Source organism: Colwellia sp. 6_MG-2023, assembly GCF_030547765.1.
Classification (GTDB): Bacteria; Pseudomonadota; Gammaproteobacteria; order Enterobacterales; family Alteromonadaceae; genus Colwellia.
The window spans coordinates 49,758-68,541 of the sequence record NZ_JAUOPP010000024.1; the positions used below are offsets into that span (position 1 = coordinate 49,758).

At 36.3% G+C, this 18,784-nt stretch carries 16 protein-coding genes; 9 read left to right on the forward strand and 7 right to left on the reverse strand.

From position 1 onward, the window contains the following. Positions 1-209: 209 nt before the first annotated feature. Positions 210-1,349, forward strand: coding sequence for an ROK family transcriptional regulator (locus tag Q4503_RS14800; protein WP_303602739.1), 1,140 nt, complete (start codon positions 210-212; stop codon positions 1,347-1,349). Between the two features lie 139 nt (positions 1,350-1,488). On the opposite strand, the gene Q4503_RS14805 is transcribed toward Q4503_RS14800, so the two are convergent. The 4 genes from Q4503_RS14805 to manD form a co-directional block, all read right to left on the reverse strand. Further along, positions 1,489-2,361, reverse strand: coding sequence for a hypothetical protein (locus Q4503_RS14805; protein WP_303602740.1), 873 nt, complete (start codon positions 2,359-2,361; stop codon positions 1,489-1,491). Positions 2,362-2,528: 167 nt separating this feature from the next. Beyond that, positions 2,529-4,289 (reverse strand): transporter, encoded by a 1,761-nt coding sequence (locus Q4503_RS14810; protein ID WP_215971456.1) that lies wholly within the window; start codon positions 4,287-4,289, stop codon positions 2,529-2,531. Positions 4,290-4,304: 15 nt separating this feature from the next. Next, positions 4,305-5,456 carry a Gfo/Idh/MocA family protein gene (locus Q4503_RS14815; RefSeq protein WP_303602741.1) on the reverse strand — a complete coding sequence of 384 codons (1,152 nt, stop codon included), beginning with the start codon at positions 5,454-5,456 and terminating at the stop codon, positions 4,305-4,307. Positions 5,457-5,561: 105 nt separating this feature from the next. Continuing rightward, positions 5,562-6,779, reverse strand: coding sequence for a D-mannonate dehydratase ManD (gene manD, locus Q4503_RS14820; protein WP_303602742.1), 1,218 nt, complete (start codon positions 6,777-6,779; stop codon positions 5,562-5,564). Positions 6,780-7,165: 386 nt separating this feature from the next. On the opposite strand from manD, the gene Q4503_RS14825 reads away from it, so the two are divergent. Next, positions 7,166-10,147 (forward strand): TonB-dependent receptor, encoded by a 2,982-nt coding sequence (locus Q4503_RS14825; RefSeq protein WP_303602743.1) that lies wholly within the window; start codon positions 7,166-7,168, stop codon positions 10,145-10,147. Between the two features lie 244 nt (positions 10,148-10,391). Here the strand turns inward: Q4503_RS14825 and Q4503_RS14830 are convergent, their stop codons facing one another. Continuing rightward, positions 10,392-11,018, reverse strand: coding sequence for a bifunctional 2-polyprenyl-6-hydroxyphenol methylase/3-demethylubiquinol 3-O-methyltransferase UbiG (locus tag Q4503_RS14830; protein ID WP_303602744.1), 627 nt, complete (start codon positions 11,016-11,018; stop codon positions 10,392-10,394). 36 nt (positions 11,019-11,054) lie between these two features. Then, positions 11,055-11,957, reverse strand: a complete 903-nt coding sequence (locus Q4503_RS14835) for an NAD(P)/FAD-dependent oxidoreductase (RefSeq protein WP_303602745.1) — start codon at positions 11,955-11,957, stop codon at positions 11,055-11,057. A gap of 130 nt (positions 11,958-12,087) precedes the next feature. On the opposite strand from Q4503_RS14835, the gene Q4503_RS14840 reads away from it, so the two are divergent. The 5 genes from Q4503_RS14840 to Q4503_RS14860 all read left to right on the forward strand — a co-directional run bounded on the left by Q4503_RS14840 (position 12,088) and on the right by Q4503_RS14860 (position 15,965). Continuing rightward, complete coding sequence (locus Q4503_RS14840) at positions 12,088-12,498, forward strand: Rrf2 family transcriptional regulator (RefSeq protein ID WP_215971462.1); 411 nt, start codon at positions 12,088-12,090, stop codon at positions 12,496-12,498. Positions 12,499-12,975: 477 nt separating this feature from the next. Then, positions 12,976-13,860 (forward strand): LysR family transcriptional regulator, encoded by an 885-nt coding sequence (locus Q4503_RS14845; protein ID WP_303602746.1) that lies wholly within the window; start codon positions 12,976-12,978, stop codon positions 13,858-13,860. 123 nt (positions 13,861-13,983) lie between these two features. After that, positions 13,984-14,382 carry a RidA family protein gene (locus Q4503_RS14850; RefSeq protein WP_303602747.1) on the forward strand — a complete coding sequence of 133 codons (399 nt, stop codon included), beginning with the start codon at positions 13,984-13,986 and terminating at the stop codon, positions 14,380-14,382. A gap of 106 nt (positions 14,383-14,488) precedes the next feature. Beyond that, positions 14,489-15,316 (forward strand): helix-turn-helix domain-containing protein, encoded by an 828-nt coding sequence (locus tag Q4503_RS14855; RefSeq protein ID WP_303602748.1) that lies wholly within the window; start codon positions 14,489-14,491, stop codon positions 15,314-15,316. Positions 15,317-15,395: 79 nt separating this feature from the next. Then, positions 15,396-15,965 carry an NAD(P)H-dependent oxidoreductase gene (locus tag Q4503_RS14860; protein ID WP_303602749.1) on the forward strand — a complete coding sequence of 190 codons (570 nt, stop codon included), beginning with the start codon at positions 15,396-15,398 and terminating at the stop codon, positions 15,963-15,965. A 46-nt stretch (positions 15,966-16,011) separates the two neighbouring features. Here the strand turns inward: Q4503_RS14860 and Q4503_RS14865 are convergent, their stop codons facing one another. Beyond that, complete coding sequence (locus Q4503_RS14865) at positions 16,012-16,890, reverse strand: AraC family transcriptional regulator (protein ID WP_303602750.1); 879 nt, start codon at positions 16,888-16,890, stop codon at positions 16,012-16,014. 173 nt (positions 16,891-17,063) lie between these two features. Between Q4503_RS14865 and Q4503_RS14870 the strand changes: the two genes are divergently transcribed. Together Q4503_RS14870 and Q4503_RS14875 are read left to right on the forward strand one after the other, a co-directional pair. Next, positions 17,064-17,801 carry an SDR family oxidoreductase gene (locus tag Q4503_RS14870; RefSeq protein ID WP_303602751.1) on the forward strand — a complete coding sequence of 246 codons (738 nt, stop codon included), beginning with the start codon at positions 17,064-17,066 and terminating at the stop codon, positions 17,799-17,801. Positions 17,802-17,813: 12 nt separating this feature from the next. After that, positions 17,814-18,317, forward strand: coding sequence for a DUF1097 domain-containing protein (locus tag Q4503_RS14875; RefSeq protein ID WP_303602752.1), 504 nt, complete (start codon positions 17,814-17,816; stop codon positions 18,315-18,317). Positions 18,318-18,784 lie beyond the last annotated feature (467 nt).

The window sequence follows — 18,784 nt, forward strand, 5'->3', positions numbered from 1 at the left end:
ATTGTTTTAATTTTAGTGTTATAAAAACTAATGTATTTCGTTATTGTAAAACGAAGTACATTCTTTAAAACCTGTACAACGCGTTATAGTAAACAGGCTAAATACCTCCATAGTAGAAAATTTAATTATATGATATTGTTATATTAGTGAGTTATATATTTCATCTAGAGCAGTGCGGAATAGCTCTTTTATAAGAATAAGGAAGTGTTGTGCCAGAGCATTCAGCATTAAAATCTACGTTACAAATAGAAAAACAATTACACCTTAGCCATAAAAAAGTACTTGAATACCTCAAGCGCCACAATAAGGCTACTCGTGCAGAAATAGCAAAAGCAACCGGTTTATCAAACCAAACATTAACACGCCTCACAAAACAGTTAATCGACTTAAAAATTATTTCTGTTGACTCAAAAGTGTCAGGGTTAAGAGGTCAACCTGCTATTTATTTACGTATAATTCCCGGTGTTTTTGCTTCTATTGGCATTGTTTTTGAACATGATAAAATTGTCGTTATTGTCGATGATTTAAGTGGCGATAACTTATTAAGAATAAGTCAAAAAGGTACATTTTTAACTGCTGATATTGCGATAAAATCAGCAACAGAAATGCTTGACCACATCTACTCAAAAATAGATCCTACCCTGAAAATATTAGGTATTGGTATATCGATATCTGGCTTTTTCACTAACGTAGAAGGTGGTGTTTGTTCTCAGAAAGATCCTCAAGGTTGGTCTAAAATTGACTGGCAAAAAACCTTTGCTTATAAATATAGCTGCCCATGTTATGTTGAAAATGATGGCTGTGCCGCTTCTATTGGTTTTTCACTATCAACAGAAGGCGCTAAGCTCCATAGTTTTTTCTTACTTTTATTTACCTTAGATATTGGTGGCGGATTCGTGTTTGAAGGGCAATTAGTGAATGGAACCTACGGAAATGCAGGAGAAGTGGCGACACTATTCAATAAAGACCTTAATGCGATTAGACCAACAGAAGGATCATTATACAGCTATCTTAGTAATCTTTGGGATGAACCGGTAACAAATGAAAAAATAGTTGCTGCATTTCATGCTGGTGATACCAATATAGCATCTTGGATTACAGCTTGTATTGAATCGATGAAATTTCCATTAAAAGCTATTCAAAGTTTATTAGACCCTGAAGCTATTATATTTACCGGCCGTTTACCCATAGAGATTCAACAACAGCTGTCTGAGAAAGTCGTTATATCAGGTCCCTCTTATGGTGATGTATATGCACCTACGCCAAAAATATTAGTAGACAAAAAACAAAATATACTCGAAAAAGGTGTTACGGCAATACCGGCTTTCTATTTTTTTAATCGTGGCTAAGAATGAGATAGGCAACGTTAATACAAACAAACTAATAACGCTGCACATAATATTTACCTAAAAACAGACTTACTTTAGTACTAATCAATGAAGCGTGATTCTCTTCGTTACCCACTCATCACTTAACTCCATCAGCCGATTATTGCATCACTTTTTCAATAACCGTTTTTATTTTTTCATAATTCACCGACTCAACAAAACCAAGGGAAAACGTTTGTGGTGTCTGTAGGTATTTGTCTTTATTACTACGGCCAAAACCAAATACCGTCATATCAGGGCGACTAACATAGTTATCTGGATACTCATCATCTTCATGATGCAATAAATAAAGCATACGTGAGCTTTTTTCATCACCAAAAGCGATCCATTCAGGCGAAGGTAGGTCACCTAAAAAGGGGTCATTGATTAAGTTCTTCTTGTTATTATTCGCGCTAAACCAAAAATCAGTATCATCCATTTCCCCAAAAGGCACCCCTTCATACTGCACCCAATACTTGTATCCAGCACTCACTTTACTCATAGTAAAATCTAAGCGATCAGGATAAAAATCCCATTGCCCTTCCCACTTTTTGTTTGCTGATGTGAATGTAATACGAACATGTTGTTTAGTGTCAATATCAATCACCGACGTTGATAAGTCTGTTCCAGCATTTAGCGCATGAAAGTAATTACCGTCTTGTTTATGAATGGCGTTAGGAAAGCCGCGATATTCACCTTTATGACCTGATCCTTTTTCATTATGAAAACCGATCCAATCTACCCCTTCCTTATCTAGCATACTTGATAAACCACCACCTTCCTTTTCAAGGTAATAAGTCGCATTGGTTGTAGTAATGATATAGCTAGACACACCTCCTGCCGTCTCATCAATACCATGAGTCAGTTGTACAGCTTGTGTCGCTATGCTTTGTTGATTGTCACTAGAACAACCCGAAATAAAAGATAGTACGCCTGTTAATAAAACCCAACGTGTTAGATTTTTAGGTATTGTTGCTAATGTTGTTAACCTCATACGGAACTCCCTCCAAATTTTATTGCGCTTACTTAAACTATAACTTTAAATATTGTTGTAACTATTATTTGTTAACTAACCTTTATATAAAAAAGGCGCTACATCAATAATGTTTGTAGCGCCGAATAAATCCTAATAAAAATATATTTTAAGTTGCTTTTTTTACCTTAAATTTGTGCTGTAATTTGCTTTGGACTCGCGCTTTTTTTTAATAAAAACCCGGTGCCCAAAATAACTAATGCACAACAAACGAAAATTAAACGCCCCCACCATGAGTTAGGTATTAATGTCATCATGAAAATACCATAGCCCATGTACATCACCATAGAGCCTAATTTATTACGCTGTTGACGGTCATAATCATCTTGCTCACCATCAGCAATTACTGGCTTAACCAAGTCTTTAAAGAACTCATCGGTTTGTTCTTTATATTGATCTTTCTCTTCTTTATAAAACAATGATGTTAGGCAGAAGAAACCAGCAGTAATAACTAAATGTGCCCCTATGGTTAATATTAAGTTCATGTCTGTTGCTTCTCTTGGCGTAAACTCAGGTATACCAATAAAACGAGAGAACACATCTGGGGTCAGTATATTCATCACAAACCAAGAAACAAACAAGCCAATTACTACTGTTACCCACGGAGCCCAAGACGGCGTTTTCTTAATAAACAAGCCAAATATTAATGGAATAAGAATAGGTACCTGGATCATGACCGAGAAAGACATCATCAAATCAAACAAGCTAAGCTCTTTTAACGATTTGAAAAATAACGCCATTACAATAACCAGTAAACCACTAACAAAACTTAGTATCTTACCCATTTTTAATAAATGCGCGTCATCAACAATTCGATTACGTTTCGCTAAAAACGGTTGGTAAATACTACGAATAAAAATACCTGAGTTTTTATTAAGTGCTGAATCCATTGACGACATAGACGCTGCAAATAACGCGGCGAGTAACAAGCCGACTGTACCAATAGGCATCGCATTTCTTGCAAAGACTAAATAGACCGCATCTGATGCTTTATTACCAAGGTCGGCATAAGCTAGTGCAGCATCAGGATACAAAATGGCTGACGCCCAAGGTGGAATAAACCAAATAATACTGCCAATCCCCATTAACACCATGGCAAGTAATGAAGCTTTGCGTGCATTGTCAGAATCTTTCGCATTTAAAAAACGAAATGAATCATTCAAGTTCATAATGGTTATAAGCTGTTTAGCAAGGAAGAACACAAAGGTTCCCACCAATAGCAAACCATAATTCATATCAGGCCCCATGATAAAATCAGACGGGAACTTAGTAACTAGCTCTACAGGGCCGCCAACCATGACTAATGCAACAATAGCACAAGCAATAGATACCACAGCAACCACTAAGGTTTGTACAAAATCAGATGCAACTACACCCCAAGCACCTGATAATACTGAAATAAACAATACAGCTAAACCAGTAGCAATAATGGTAACGTTAATATCAGCTTCAAACACAGCACTGGTAAATACACCTAAAGCATTTAACCAAATACCAGCATTTAAAAAGCTGAATACGATTAATGCACAAGAGAAAAACAATTCATTTTGGCTACCAAAACGCCGTTTAATTCCTTCTGTTGGTGTATCAACACGCATTTGGCGAAAACGATACGAAAAATATGCCCAGCCACAAAAATAAGCAAAGGTATTGGCAAAAAACACTAAACTTACCGCAAAGCCATCAGTAAAGGCTTTACCGGCTGCACCGGTAAAAGTCCACGCTGAAAACTGTGACATAAAGGCGGTTGAACCTACCATCCACCACAACATTCTGCCGCCGCCACGAAAGTAATCACTTGTTGATTTAGCTGCCATTTTTTTGAAGGTAAACCCAATACCAACAACTAACAGGAAGTAACCAACTATTACTGCGTAATCATAGATCATGTTATCGCCCTTTTATTAAAGTTTGCTTACGTCTACCCAATAATCGTTTTTACGAATTAAGTCGATAAGTTGCTGATACTGACTACCTTCTTTAAAGGTTTGGTAAGGAGGAACGTCTTCACCTTCAATATCTTTAACCATTTCACGAATAAGGTAACGCCAGTTACGCTCGGTATCACCTTCAACATTAGGAATATCGGCAGCAATATCAGCAGGTAATGCTTGCTCTAGCCACTCTTTAGCATCGCCGCCATTGCTTTCACCATATAAGTAAAGTGGACCTGCGCCGTAATGACCTTTAATGTAAATAGCGCCTTTACTACCATAAAATACGATATGATCTTCATTAAAACGAGGATGTAAACCGCCGTGCTTGAACATTACTGAAACCGGTTTTTTAGCAAACTCACTTTCTAATTGTGCTAACACGTTATAAGACCACTCAACGTTAGATTCGCACCATTTTAATGACGGATCATTAATATCTTCAGGGATAAAGTCACGACGGGTTTTAAAGTTATGAACACCTTCTACAATTGGCGCTTTGCCTAAATCGTCACGCACTTCGCCCATAATTGATAAGATCTTCTCACCAACAACCGAAGTTACAATCGACATCATGTGCGTGAAGTTATTGTTTAAACGACCACCTCCATCTTCTTGACGATGTGACCAACCAAACGGAATATCACGCTCTAAATTAAAATGCGAAATACATTCAACTTCTAATGGCTCACCAATCGCGCCAGCAGCAACTAAACGTTTAGCGTGTAATATTTCAGGCATGTATCTAAAGCTTGAAGCAAAAGCTGTTTTTACTCCTTTAGCAACGGCTAATTCATGTAATTCTTTTGAAGTACTGCCATCGGCAGTTAATGGCTTATCTGAAAACACATGACAACCAAAAGCAATCGCTTGCTTAATAGGTTCAACGTGCGCACCACCCGGCGTGGCAATTGACACAACATCAGGCTTACAGTCTGTTAAGGCTTGTTGCCAGTCAGTACCTGCGTATGGAATTTCCATATCTTGAGCCACTTGTTTAACAACACTCTCTGTTCTACCGACTATGCCGACTATTTCTGCGCCAGCGTATCTAAATGCTTCAGCATGACCTTGTCCGGCAAAACCAGTACCGTGCACTAATACTTTTACTTTATTACTCATGATTTATTCCTAATACTTTAATATTTATAAATAGATGTCTTTATTCTTTCTTTGTAGGGAATTATTTGAAAAAAACATTCTAAATTTCTCTACTAATACAGTTAATTACCAGTTCCAAAGCGTACCGTCTTCTAATCGACTTACCGGTAAGTATGAACGTTTGTATGGATATTCTGCTGCTGCTTCTTCATCAAATTCCACTCCTAAACCAGACGCTTCACTCATCATCCCCATACCATTTTCAACAGTGAACTTATGCTTAAAAATGCGATTTAAGCTTTCGTTACCAAAACCAACAAACTCTTGAATACCAAAGTTAGGAGCCCAAATATTTAAATGCATATGAGCAGCAAAACATACGGGTGATAAGTCAGGTGCACCGTGTGGTGCCGTTTTAACGTTATAAACACTGGCAAAATCAGTAATTCTTTTAAGTGCGGTTATCCCGCCAGCATGAGTTGCGGCCACACGAATATAATCAATTAATTGATTTTGAATTAGATCTTTACAGTCCCAAATGGTGTTATACGTTTCACCAATAGCTAAAGGCGTTGTTGTGTGATGACGAACAATTTTATAACTTTCTTGGTTTTCAGCAATGGCGGCATCTTCAAGGAATAATAAATTATATGGCTCTAGTAATTTACCTAGTTTTGCGGCTTCAATAGGCGTTAAGCGACTATGCACATCATGGGTAAAATTAACCTCATAACCAAAGCGTTCACGCGCCTTTTTAAATAGCTCAACAATCGAATTAAAGTATTTAGCGGTTGACCATTCTTCCTCTGGTGGTAATGGGCGGCTACCTTGCAATTCAAAGTAATCCTTTTTATCCCCAAGTACACCATAAGTGACTTTTAAACCAGGGATAGCAGACTGTAAGCGAATAGCTTTAAAACCATTTTCAATATGCTCTTGTGCTTTATCTAGGGTATCGTCAATATTTTCGCCGTTAGCGTGCGCGTAAAAAGTAACGCCTTTACGACTTTTTCCGCCTAATAATTGATATACAGGTAAATTCGCGATTTTGCCTTTAATGTCCCAAAGCGCCATATCTATCGCGGCAATAGCCGCCATAGTGATTGGCCCTTTACGCCAATAAACACCTTTGTATAAATATTGCCAAATATCTTCAATTTCTTGTGGATCACGACCAATTAAACAGGGAACAACGTGTTCTTCTAAGTAGGCAACTACCGCCATTTCACGGCCATTTACTGTTGCATCGCCTAAGCCATAAGTACCTTCGTCAGTAATCACTTTCACTGTAACGAAGTTTCTTCCTGGACTACACACGAATACTTTTATTTCTTTAATTTTCATTGCTTTTCCTTATTTAGGTTATCAAACCAAAAGATAACTAAACCGATTTACTAAAACGATTATCTTACTGATGTGAAATCACTTGGTCAACTAAATTTCTAACTACTATTATTTCATATCACAACGATTTTAATTTCTCTCCTTGATGAGAGCCTTACGAAAAAACACAACAAGATAACTTTAAAACCTTACCCTGCTTCATCGTTGGTTTAACGCTTATATATGACAAAGGTCTAAGTATTGAAATATTGACATTTGGTTATTTTATGTTAACTTTACCTTAGTAAATCGGTTTAGTAAAACGATTTGTTTTGTGGTTTTACATCTTGTAAGCGATTTATTTACATAAACAATAAATACAACATTACGTAGTAAAAGGGGAATTCATGAAAATTAAATTAAATAAAATAAGCTCTGTACTGCAAAACCGTAGCTCACATTCGGCACTATATTGTGCCGCTTTAGCCACATTATTGGCTGTACCTTCTGTTTCAGCACAAGAAGCTCAATCCGCACAAAATACACCGGAAGTTGAAGTAATAGAGGTTACGGGAATACGTAGCTCTCTTACTAGCGCACTTTTAGAGAAACGTGATGCAAATAACCTAGTTGAGGTAATTAAAGCCATAGACATTGGTAAATTACCCGACCAAAATCTTGCTGAGGTTTTAGAAAATGTGACTGGTATACAAATTACAAGAACAGCGGGTGTAGGTACAGGCGTACAAATTCGTGGCACTAACGCAAATAGAACAGAAATCAATGGTGTTTCTACCGTAGGCTCAGGTACTGGCCGAAGTGGTATCAACTTTGAAGATGTTTCAGCAGGTATTATCGCTGCTGTTGAAGTAACGAAAGCTTCTGAAGCAAAGACGATTGAAGGCTCTGTAGGCGGAACAATTAATTTAAAAACTATCCGCCCTCTTCAACTAAGCGACACATTAGCGACCTTAAGAGTACAAGGTGAAAATAGCAGTTTATCAAGTGATAGCGGCTTAAAACCTAGACTATCAGGTACCTTTGGCGATAATTGGGAAACTGATGCTGGTACATTTGGTATTGTCATCAGTGCGAACTACGCAGAGCAAGAAGCAACCGCATTTCGCCCTAGATCAGATCGTGATAACTCAGTAGCATCCAATAGTGGTGTTGCTAGTGCTCAATCATTCGACTTCTTACCAATTCAATTCTTTGTTCAAGATTACGATAACTACGAATCTGAAACGATAAATATAGCCTCTTCATTAGAATGGGCGCCAAATGACAATACTAGACTCTATTTCGATGCTGTTATTAATGATCAAGAACGCCGCGAAGAAAGTTCAAGGGTTCAAGCGTCTGGTGTTAGTGATCTTATCAATGTTTCAATTCCTACTGAATTTGAAACCGTTAACTTTGGCACAATAGATGGTCAAGATCTTGGCTCTATACAAGCCGCAGTTCAAGGGGTAATTCCGGTTGAAGATGGCGGTGCCGATCCAAACCTTCGCTTTTCTGGTGATACAAACTCACGCCTAACAAAAAGCGAAATATTTAGAATTGGCGGAGAATGGCAAGGTGATAACCTTAAAGTCACTATCGAAGCTTCATCATCGAAATCGGATACAACTACACCTAGCTTTAACTCTACACTAAACTTCATTAACCCAAATGTTGCAACAAATGCTTCAAATGAAAACGGCACCCCTTTCCAATATGATTTAACCGGTGGATCATTAGCATTTGGCATAGCATCAGGCGAAGCAAATGCGCCAACGACGGCTCAATTGCTTGATCCAAGTAATACGGTACTACGCGATGTAGAAATAGGTAGAAGTACAGCTGATAATAGTGAAGACGCGTTTAGAATGGACTTTAGTTATTACTTAGACTCTGTAATAACCTCCGTAGATTTTGGTTATCGTTATAGTAAAACATCAAGCGTTCAAGATACCGTTATCAGTAGTATTGGTTTAAGAAACATGTCTGATAGCCCAACAGGTGATTTATTCGCAGGGCTTCTTATTCCTGGACCGACTAACTTTAACGATGCTGACGGAAGAGAGTTATATGTTCGTGATTATCTACAACTTGATCCCGAACTTGTCGCTGCTGATCAAGATGGTGCTTTAGCGGTATTACAAAATGCTATCGACACAATCGGAGGCTCAATCGCACTTGATGCACCAACATCAAGCTCAGACGGTTTCTTTGATATTGAAGAAGAAACTAACGCACTATATGCACAAGCAAATTTCGAATACGATATATTCCGAGGAAATTTCGGCCTACGTTATTTAACAACTGACGTTAAATCTATTGGTAATTCAACCACTACGGATGCGAATGGAAATGACTTAGTATCAAAAGTAACAACAACGGGTGATTATAACTTCTTATTACCTAGAATAAACCTAAGCGTAGACTTAACTGACGATATAGTTATACGTTCAGGTTGGGGTAAAGATATTCGACGTCCTGACTTTGACGACTTATCAACCTCATTTACCTTTGATACTAGCCCGAACCCTGCTGTCGCTATCGGTAATCCAAACTTGGTTCCTGAAGAAGTCACGTCATTTGATCTATCAGCCGAATGGTATTTTGCCGAAGCAAGTGTATTAAGTATTGGTATTTTTCATAAAAAACGTAGCAATCTTCATGTTAGCCAACAAGAGGATCCTTATGAAGATCCTGTTACAGGATATCGTGATATAACTGACCCATGTGAAGCTGGCGGTATCTTCAACCCAATAGCAGACATCAATGTATTTGGCCCTGATATTGGTGTTGGCGTATGTGTACCGTTTTCGACCACAATCAATGATACTGGTGAAACTACACAAAAAGGGATAGAAGTCGCCGTTCAGTATGATCTTTCTAGCTTCGAAGATGACTTAGGCTGGGCTTCTGGTTTTGGTGTTATTGCTAACTATACCAAACAAGAGTTTTCTGGTGGTGAAGCATTCGATACCGCAACAAGCCGTGCTAATGAAGTGTTCTCCTTAACAACAGGCATTGAAGATATTAATGTAACTCGTGTACAAGGACTGACCGATTTATCTGAAAATGCTTATAACTTCACACTGTATTATGAAAAATATGGCCTTTCAGCCAGAGCTCGTTATACATGGCGCGAAGCCTACCGATCTGAAGATTTTGGCAGTACTACTAGCTTCCCTTGGGGCTTCCCCGTTGTACAAGAAGATAGAGGACAACTTAATGCCAGTATTAGCTATGACATTAACGAACAACTTAATGTTGGTATTGAAGGTGTAAACTTAACTGAATCAGATATTACACAATCATGTGTGAATGAAGGCGGCTTACTTTGTTATCAAGGTTTAACAGAGCGTCGCATCACTGTAGGAGCCAGTTACAGATTTTAATGTGACAGTGTAAAGCAAAACGTTAAACGCTGTGGTTAGTGTCAATAGTACTAATCACAGCGTTTTTTATTAGTGAAATATAATAACTGACAATTTATACCAGATATCAATAGAATTTTATCCTTAGACGGCTATACAACAAGTAAATCAATTGATTACTCAATTAGTTAAATAAATATTTATACAGAACGTTAATCATAGACAATTTCAAATTAAAATAATTATGACAAATCTAGCAATAATACTATAGAGTTTTTCTACATATTATCGACAATAATGTTTGTGATGATTCATTCATTTCTTTGGTTCCCACTAAACCATATTCAGTAAACTCACTATGAATTGTGGTTGTATCATAATAAAATAAATTGACGCCATGTTTGGTTGTAAATCTATTTTTACTGAGCTCAATTCCTTCACCATAAGTTGCAGTGTTCTTAGATATAGTGACAAACATCATGTAGCCATTAGGTTTAAGTTGCAGGTAACAATCCCGTATTAGTTTTTTACGCTCGTTCTCACCTAATAAATGTATTAGGGCGTAACAAAAAATACCATCGTATATTTTATTATCAAACGGCATATCAGTAACATTACCATGATATATTTTCATGGTATTACCATAATGTGCTTTTGCTATTTCAATAGCTGTTTGTGATATTTCAATTCCTGTAATATCAAATCCATCGTCATAAAATATTTTGGCATTTCTGCCATAACCAAATCCAGGGATTAAAAGGGTTTTTAAATCATTATTTTTAAACATCTCAAGTGCTGACTTAGCTGAATTAGTAGGCTCAAATCCCCACATAGCCTGTTTTTCTTTGAAGCTATTTTCCCAAAATTCTGGAGTATCTTTGCGTCCCAACATATGCATTAGCCTTTTATGGTGAATACTAATTAAGTATTATAATAATTCCTGTATCAATTGATGATGTACGCCAACACCAGCCATGACACCAGAAGCGGAAGCAAAAGTAGCATTTTGCATTGGATTAACAATATCCCCGGCAGCAAATACTCCTTTAATCGAGGTTTGTTTGAAATCGTCAGTAATAACTATCTCTCCCATAGGACCTTGAGTAAATTCACAACCTAGTTGTTTAGGGATTGAACTAGCCATTTGTGTTTTTAGACCGACATATAAGCCTTTAACTTCAATAACTCGTCCATCAGCTAGCTTAACTGCAGATATATCTGTGCCTTCACCTAAAACTTCTATAACAGGCGTATCTTCAAAACGAACACCGCGCTGCTGTAAAAATACTTTTTGTTCGGTATCAGGAAAGTGCTCTCCTTGAGAGAAATAAGTAGTTACTCCCCAGTCTGGGATCATACCAGCTTGGTGTAAGGACATAGGGCCGGTGGCAATAACACCTAAAGAACGATTACGCAATTCATAACCATGACAATAAGGGCAGTGAACAACGGTTTTCCCCCAACGCGACTTTATCCCTTTGATATCAGGCAGTATGTCTTGTAAACCTGTAGCTAAAATTAGTTTTTTAGCACTTAATTGACTTTGCTTACTTAGTTGAATAGTAAAGCCATCACCTGTTTTTTCAACATTGATGACTTCTGCGTCAATAATCGTTGCGGTGTCATATTCCAGTAATTGTTGCCATGTTTTTTGTTTTATGGCTTTTGGGGCTTGGCCATCAAGACCAAAAAAACCATGAGAGTGTTTAGCAAAACGGTTTCTTGGTTTACCTGCATCAACAACTGTGACTTTACGTTGACCTCTTACTAATTGCATAGCCGCGGATAGACCAGCAAAACTGCCACCTATAATGATTACATCTTGTTGCATTTTTATTCCTCATGAATCCAACTCACGAAACATAATAAGTTACATGAATTATCAAAGTCAACACATGAAACATTAAAAGTTTCGTGATATAGTTTTTCTATTCATTCTGTAAATAAAAAACGAAGATTTTATGAGAAAAGACAGTCGATTATCACGCATGCTTCATATTCTAATCCATATGGATCATATGGAAGAAGCTGCGACCTCTGAACATATCGCCACTATGCTAAATACTAATCCAGTTGTAGTAAGGCGCACAATGGGCTGTCTACGTGAACAAGGCTATGTCACGTCTGTAAAAGGGCACGGTGGTGGTTGGCGTTTAAATGTAGCGCTAAAAGATATTACCTTACTTGATATTCACAATGCATTGGGCGAAAGTTCAGTATTTACTATCGGGTTAAGTGACGAATATACAGAATGCCCAATCGAAAAAGCGGTTAATAGGGAAATAGGTGACGCACTCAAGGCTTCGGAAGATTTTTTATTAACACGTTTTGGTGAAGTTACTTTAGATAAGTTAACTTTGGCTAAAGCATAAAATAATTTAACCGTTAATAGTTAGACAGCATAAGAACAATTATTGTGTTTTTCAAATCGTGCTAAGCAATCATGATATGAGTTTAAGGTAAGTTAGACACCCGCCTGAACATTTTAGCTTGGCATATACTTTTAAGTACCCCTTCTTTTATATTGAGAATTTTTTAAATTATATAGATTGATTGCGAATCACATTAAATCCGCAATCATTTTTGACAATTAACATTTCGTTTAACTGCAATAATTTTACCGCATATACATAAGAATTGAACAAACAATCAATATGCCAACTAGGTGATATGTTCCTGAAATCAATCCATAGAAAAGAGGACGAGGTATATTAGGATTAATCGCTATATTCACGGTATTCGCAACTAAATATTCATGTTTAAGTTTAATTTAGGGATCATTAAGATTTATACTAAAATAAATCTTAATTTATAAAAAGTTAATTTATTTTATTATTAACGAGGCAAATTTGATCAAAAATATCGAAGTAAGTCACCTAAGAATACTGGATGCTTTATATCAATGTGGCTCTGTTTCTGGAGTTGCAGAACAACTTTCTATTTCTCAACAAGCCGTAAGTTCGCAGTTAAAAAATATAAGACATTTGTTAGGTGATCAGGTTTTTGTTCGATCTGGTCATGGCATGATACCAACCTCATATGGATTACAGATCATGCCACATGTACAGCAAGTATTGGTGCATTTGAATAATATTCCCATGTATGAAGAGACTCCCTTCAGCGAAATAGACCGTACATTTGTTATCTGTGCAACTGATTATGCCCAAGAAGTATTACTTCCATTTGCACTCAAAGCAATTAGAAAAAAAGCTCCAAAAATAAAAATAATTGTAACTAATATAGAAAGTGTAAATCTAACTAAAAAAATGCATCAAGGTTTGATAGATGTTGTTTTTACAACAAGTGGTTATGTACCTGATGGACTTCTTTCAGTAGGGTTATTTACTGAAAAGTACCGGTGTGTTTCAGCTAATAAAAATATCAATATTGATAATTTGGTAAGTCTTGAATCCTTAATTAAATTTGATTTTGTTATTACATCTCCTGGCACTGCTAGTTTTATTGGTTCCGCAGATACTTGGTTTCAACAGCAAGGTTTAATGAGGAATGTTGTCTTATCTGTCCCTTCATTTTTCATGGCTAAAAAATCTTTATTACACTCAGACATGGTAGCTTTTATCCCCTCAAGATTACTCCCTGTGCCAGGGGTATTTGAAATACCGCTTGAGAAATATCCGCCCGGATATGAAATGGTCGCAGCTTATCATCAAAACTCTTCAAGAGACCCCTTATTGAAATGGCTAATTGAATTGATTAAAGAAAATTTTATTTAAACGTTAATCAGCCTTAGCTTGTAACAATAACAAGTCTGAGTTGATCGGCTTAAACAGAGGTTATTGTTATCTTATGTCCTCGGTAATTCATCGAACAAAAGTTCGTAAACGGAGTTTAAGGTAATGACAATTAAAAGAATCAACCCACTTAGTATTTATGATGGCGCCCCTTCTGGTATGTCACAAGCGACTATTGATACGGATTTAGGTTTAGTTTTTATTTCGGGTCAAGTTGATTGGGAAAATAGCTTAACGGTAAACAAGGGGAATTTAGCTGGGCAGACTAGAATGTCGGCTCTACATTTGATTACAGTGTTAAAAGAAGCAGGGTCTTCAGTCAGTAATATTCTTCAATTAAGAGTTTATGTAAGAGGAGAAGTTGAAGAGCAGTTAGAAACAATAATCCCTATTATTTCTGGGACATTAGGAGGGGCAAGGCCTGCTTTGACAGGGATTGGAGTCGCCTCACTAGTTTCACCTGATACATTAATTGAAATCGAAGCCGTTGCTAAAGTAAAATAATGGCTCTCATATAGTATGGGGCTTATATAGTATGGAGCTTATAAGCCTTTTTAATTGCTCTAACGCTATTTTAGCGATGTAGTATATTGCTAGAGGTATTTTAAAAATGAATGGCATTGATTTTATCGAACAAAAAACACTTTTAAAACAAGTGAAGTTAGAAGTTCCTTTCGAATTCAAGCATGTTATCTCTCATTTTTATTATGCTAAAAACAACTCTTTAAATACAATAAAAAGAACATTATTTCCTTCATTTCAAAGCTTATGTATTTTTAATTTTAAATCAAAACTGAGCTTTACTAACAAGAATAAATCACAAATCACGATAGATAAATATCTTCTTCTAGGCCCAGTCAAACAGGCTATTGATTACTTGATGCCGCCTAACTCAGAAATACTTGTTTTAAATTTTAAAGACGATGCTTTTTATCGTTTTTTTGGCGCATCAGCTGATGAAAGCGACAGTGCTCATTGTGTTGCAAATAAATTCTATGAGCGCTGTTTTACAACCATTTGGCAAGAAATTGAAAAGTTAAAGTGTAATACAGAGCGAATTGACTTTATTTTAGATTTTTGTCGTCCGTACTTGTCAGCTCGCAATCAAGTAATTGGGCCTTTATTGAATGCTCGAAATAATACTGCAGATCCTATTAAAATGGCGGCTGATTTTTTACATAAATCAGTTCGTCATATGCAAGTGCATCACAAAAAACACTTTGGTTTTACGGCGAAAGAACTACATCGTTACCAACGTTTTTTAAAAACGACCCACTATCTTGATAAAATGCTGCACAACAACTCATCTCTTGACTGGTTGCCCATTGCTCTGAGTTGCGGCTATTACGATCAAAGTCATTTTATTCGTGATTTTAAGTATTATCTTAACTGTACTCCCTCCCAATACATATCCTCTCGTAATTCTATATGTACTTAAACTATTTCGTTTTCTTACAATATTTATTTGTTGTTAGATTTTATAGTGCCAACACTAATTAACAACAACGGAGTTAGTGATGAAACACTTAATAGTTTTTGCACACCCAAATCAAAATAGCTTAAATTACTCATTAAAAGAGACGCTCGAAACTTATTTAAAAAAACAACAACAAGAGGTTATAGTCAGAGACTTATATCAATTAGGCTTCGATCCTGTTTTATCCTTGGCTGATATGGCTGGGCAGCGTGAAGGTCGAGTTTCCGCTGATGTAGCTATAGAGCAGAATTTTATTAGTTGGGCTGAATGCATCACTTTTATTCATCCTATCTGGTGGACTGGTTTACCAGCGATATTAAAAGGTTACATTGATAGGGTGTTTAGTTATGGATTCGCTTATAGTTATCTTAATGGTATTCAACAAGGTTTACTCTCTGGTAAGCAGGTTGTGGTGATTAATACCCAAGGAAAATCATTCAGTGAATACCAAAGCAGTGGCATGCAAAGCGCACTTTCATTAACGTCTGATAAAGGTATTTATAGCTACTCTGGCTTAGCCATTAAGCAGCATCTTTATTTAGAAAATGCAGACCGAGCAAGTAAAGAAGATGTGATTCATTTTAAAGAAAAGATTAAAGCTTGTTTTTAGAAAAGGTATTATCCCGCGCCTTGAGCCTGTAACAGTTATTGAAAGTTTACTTTCTAAACGCTTTTATATCTCTTCTTGGTGAAGCCCCGAATAAGCGAGTATATTCTCGGCTAAATTGTGAGGGGCTTTCATAACCAACCATATAAGCTGTCTTTGTTGCATTGGTATTATTAGAAATCATTATTTGGCGAGCCTCGGTTAAACGTAATTGCTTTAAATACTGTAAAGGACTTAAACCCGTTACTTTCTTAAATTGATTGTAGAAATTAGAAGTACTCATATTAATCATTGCTGCTAATTCATCAATGCTCCTTGGTTTCGCAATATCTAATTTCATTATTTCAATGACTTTAGCCACCCGATACATATTACTTCCATGCAAGGATGCTTGAATGATTGAAGAGCCATGAGGGGTGTTTAAAAGACGATAATATATTTCTAGAAAGTAAATTTCTGATAAATAAGGGATATCTTTAGGTGCGTCTAACAACTTCATCAATCGAAGAATAGGCTCACCCAATACCTCATCCATATTCCCAACAAAAATCCCTTTTCTGGTTTTATGAGTGCCTTTAAGATTTAACTCAGCGACAAGCTTTGCCATTATTTTCATATCAATATCAATTTGAATACATAAATAAGGTTTGTCCTTATTTGCATTCGTCACTTCACCTATCAATGGTAAATCAACTGAAACAACTAAATATTTACTATTAGTATATTGAAACACTTCTCCGTTCAGTGAAACCTGTTTGCATCCTTGAACAACAACATAAATAGAAGGCCGATAGATGACAGGTAACCTAACGTTTAGTGAGGACATTTTATAAAAATGTAAGCCATCAATCTTAGTTGCATGAATACCATCACAGAAAGAGTATCGGTCAATGATTCTTTTCATTTCATTTATTAAGTTATCATCCATTTTCAAGACACCGCTATATTTTATATATATAAATTTACATGATTAAAAATATCAATTGCAAATTTAATCACATCTTCTAGAGGATTAGGCAAGTTTATAATGGCATTGTGTATTAGCAGAAAATCGTTGTAGTTGTAATATAACAACTCTTATTAAACATCAGGAAATTTATTATGTGTGATAAAAAATCTGTCGCAATTATTACTGGTTCTTCTAGAGGAATAGGCGCAGCTATTGCTATTCGCTTGGCTTCTGACGGTTTTTCGGTCGTCATTAATTTTGCCAATAATGAAAAAGAAGCATTAAAAATTGTACATAAAATCGAGCAGTTAGGCGGTAACGCTGTAGCTATTCAAGCAGATGTATCTAATGCAAAAGAGGTCGCTCACCTTTTTGAGCAAACAGGGGTTATATATGGCCAACCTGACGTATTGGTTAATTCAGCAGGGATAATGTATTTATCACCTATCGCCGAATATAGTGATGAATTTTTTGATAAAACAGTTGCCGTTAACTTTAAAGGTACATTTAATACATTACGCGAGGCTTCAAATAAGCTAAAAGATGGTGGCCGAATTGTTAATTTATCAACATCAGTTATTGGTCTTAATTTACCCACCTATTCAGTTTATGCCGCAACTAAAGCAGCAGTAGAAACAATGACTGCAATCCTTTCAAAGGAAATGCGTGGTCGTTCAATTACTGTTAATTCGGTGGCTCCTGGTCCAACAGCAACAGCATTGTTTTTGGATGGAAAATCAAATGAACAAATTGAAGCTCTTGCTAAAATGAATCCATTAGAGCGTTTAGCTGAACCTGCCGATATTGCGAATACTGTTTCTTTTCTAGTTAGCTCTCAAGGGGGGTGGCTTAATGGTCAAACTTTACGATCTAATGGCGGAATGGTCTAAGGGAGGCTTGTCATGAATAAACAAAATAACTCTATACAATCAATAATTCGCCACGTTAATTATACGACGATAGCAGCTTTAATAGCAGCAATGGCGGCAGCAGGAGTTGATGCTTTACAGTTACCTATATGGGCTATGTTTATTGGCTGGATTGCATTTTTTACCCGAGGGTTAAATATAAACCATACTATTACTAATTTAGTTTGTGTTTGGATAGGTATCACTATCGGTATGATTGCAGGAGTAGTTTTAAAAATAATTGGCCCTGTATTCGGTGCGGGTGCATTACCCATCGTAGTTTTTGTTGTAGGGATGTTAGTTATATCACTACGAAGTGCTCCTAAAATAAACAACTTATTGTGCTATTTCTTGGGATTAGTTTCATTTTTTGCTTCGCATTATACACCATCAATTGACAACTTTTTAGCGTTATCAGCTGCTGTGACTATTGGTTCCTTTGCTGGATTAACCTCTTCATTACTACAAAATATTATATTGTTTAAAACTAAAGGTTGATAATTTAGAGATGCAAAAGGCAGCATTTACGCTGAGTTCTATGCGTTAAGTTTCTAATCATATTTATAAGGTAATTAGATTGTTTTTATCTGATAGTATTAATTTATCTATCAACTAATACTATCAGAATGCTTATCAATAATTTATCAGTAAGCTTTATTGTGGAAATCTTTATTGATAATTAGGTGGTTCAGCATTTAACGAGCTTCTAACCTAGCCTCGATCCGGCTTCTTGGTATGAATTGCCCCTTTATCGTCAAAACTGTCATTGAGAGAATCATCAAGCATGGTTGTATTCTGACAAACTAATAACTTATTAGGCCATAATTAATTTGATTAATTATGGCATGATTAATTAGTTGTCGAAATAGTTACACTTAGATAAGCTAAGGCTTATGTCAGCTTTCCTATCTTTGTTAACATTGGTTAGTGAAAATTAGCGGCTTATTCAGCTAGCCAAAAGCCGA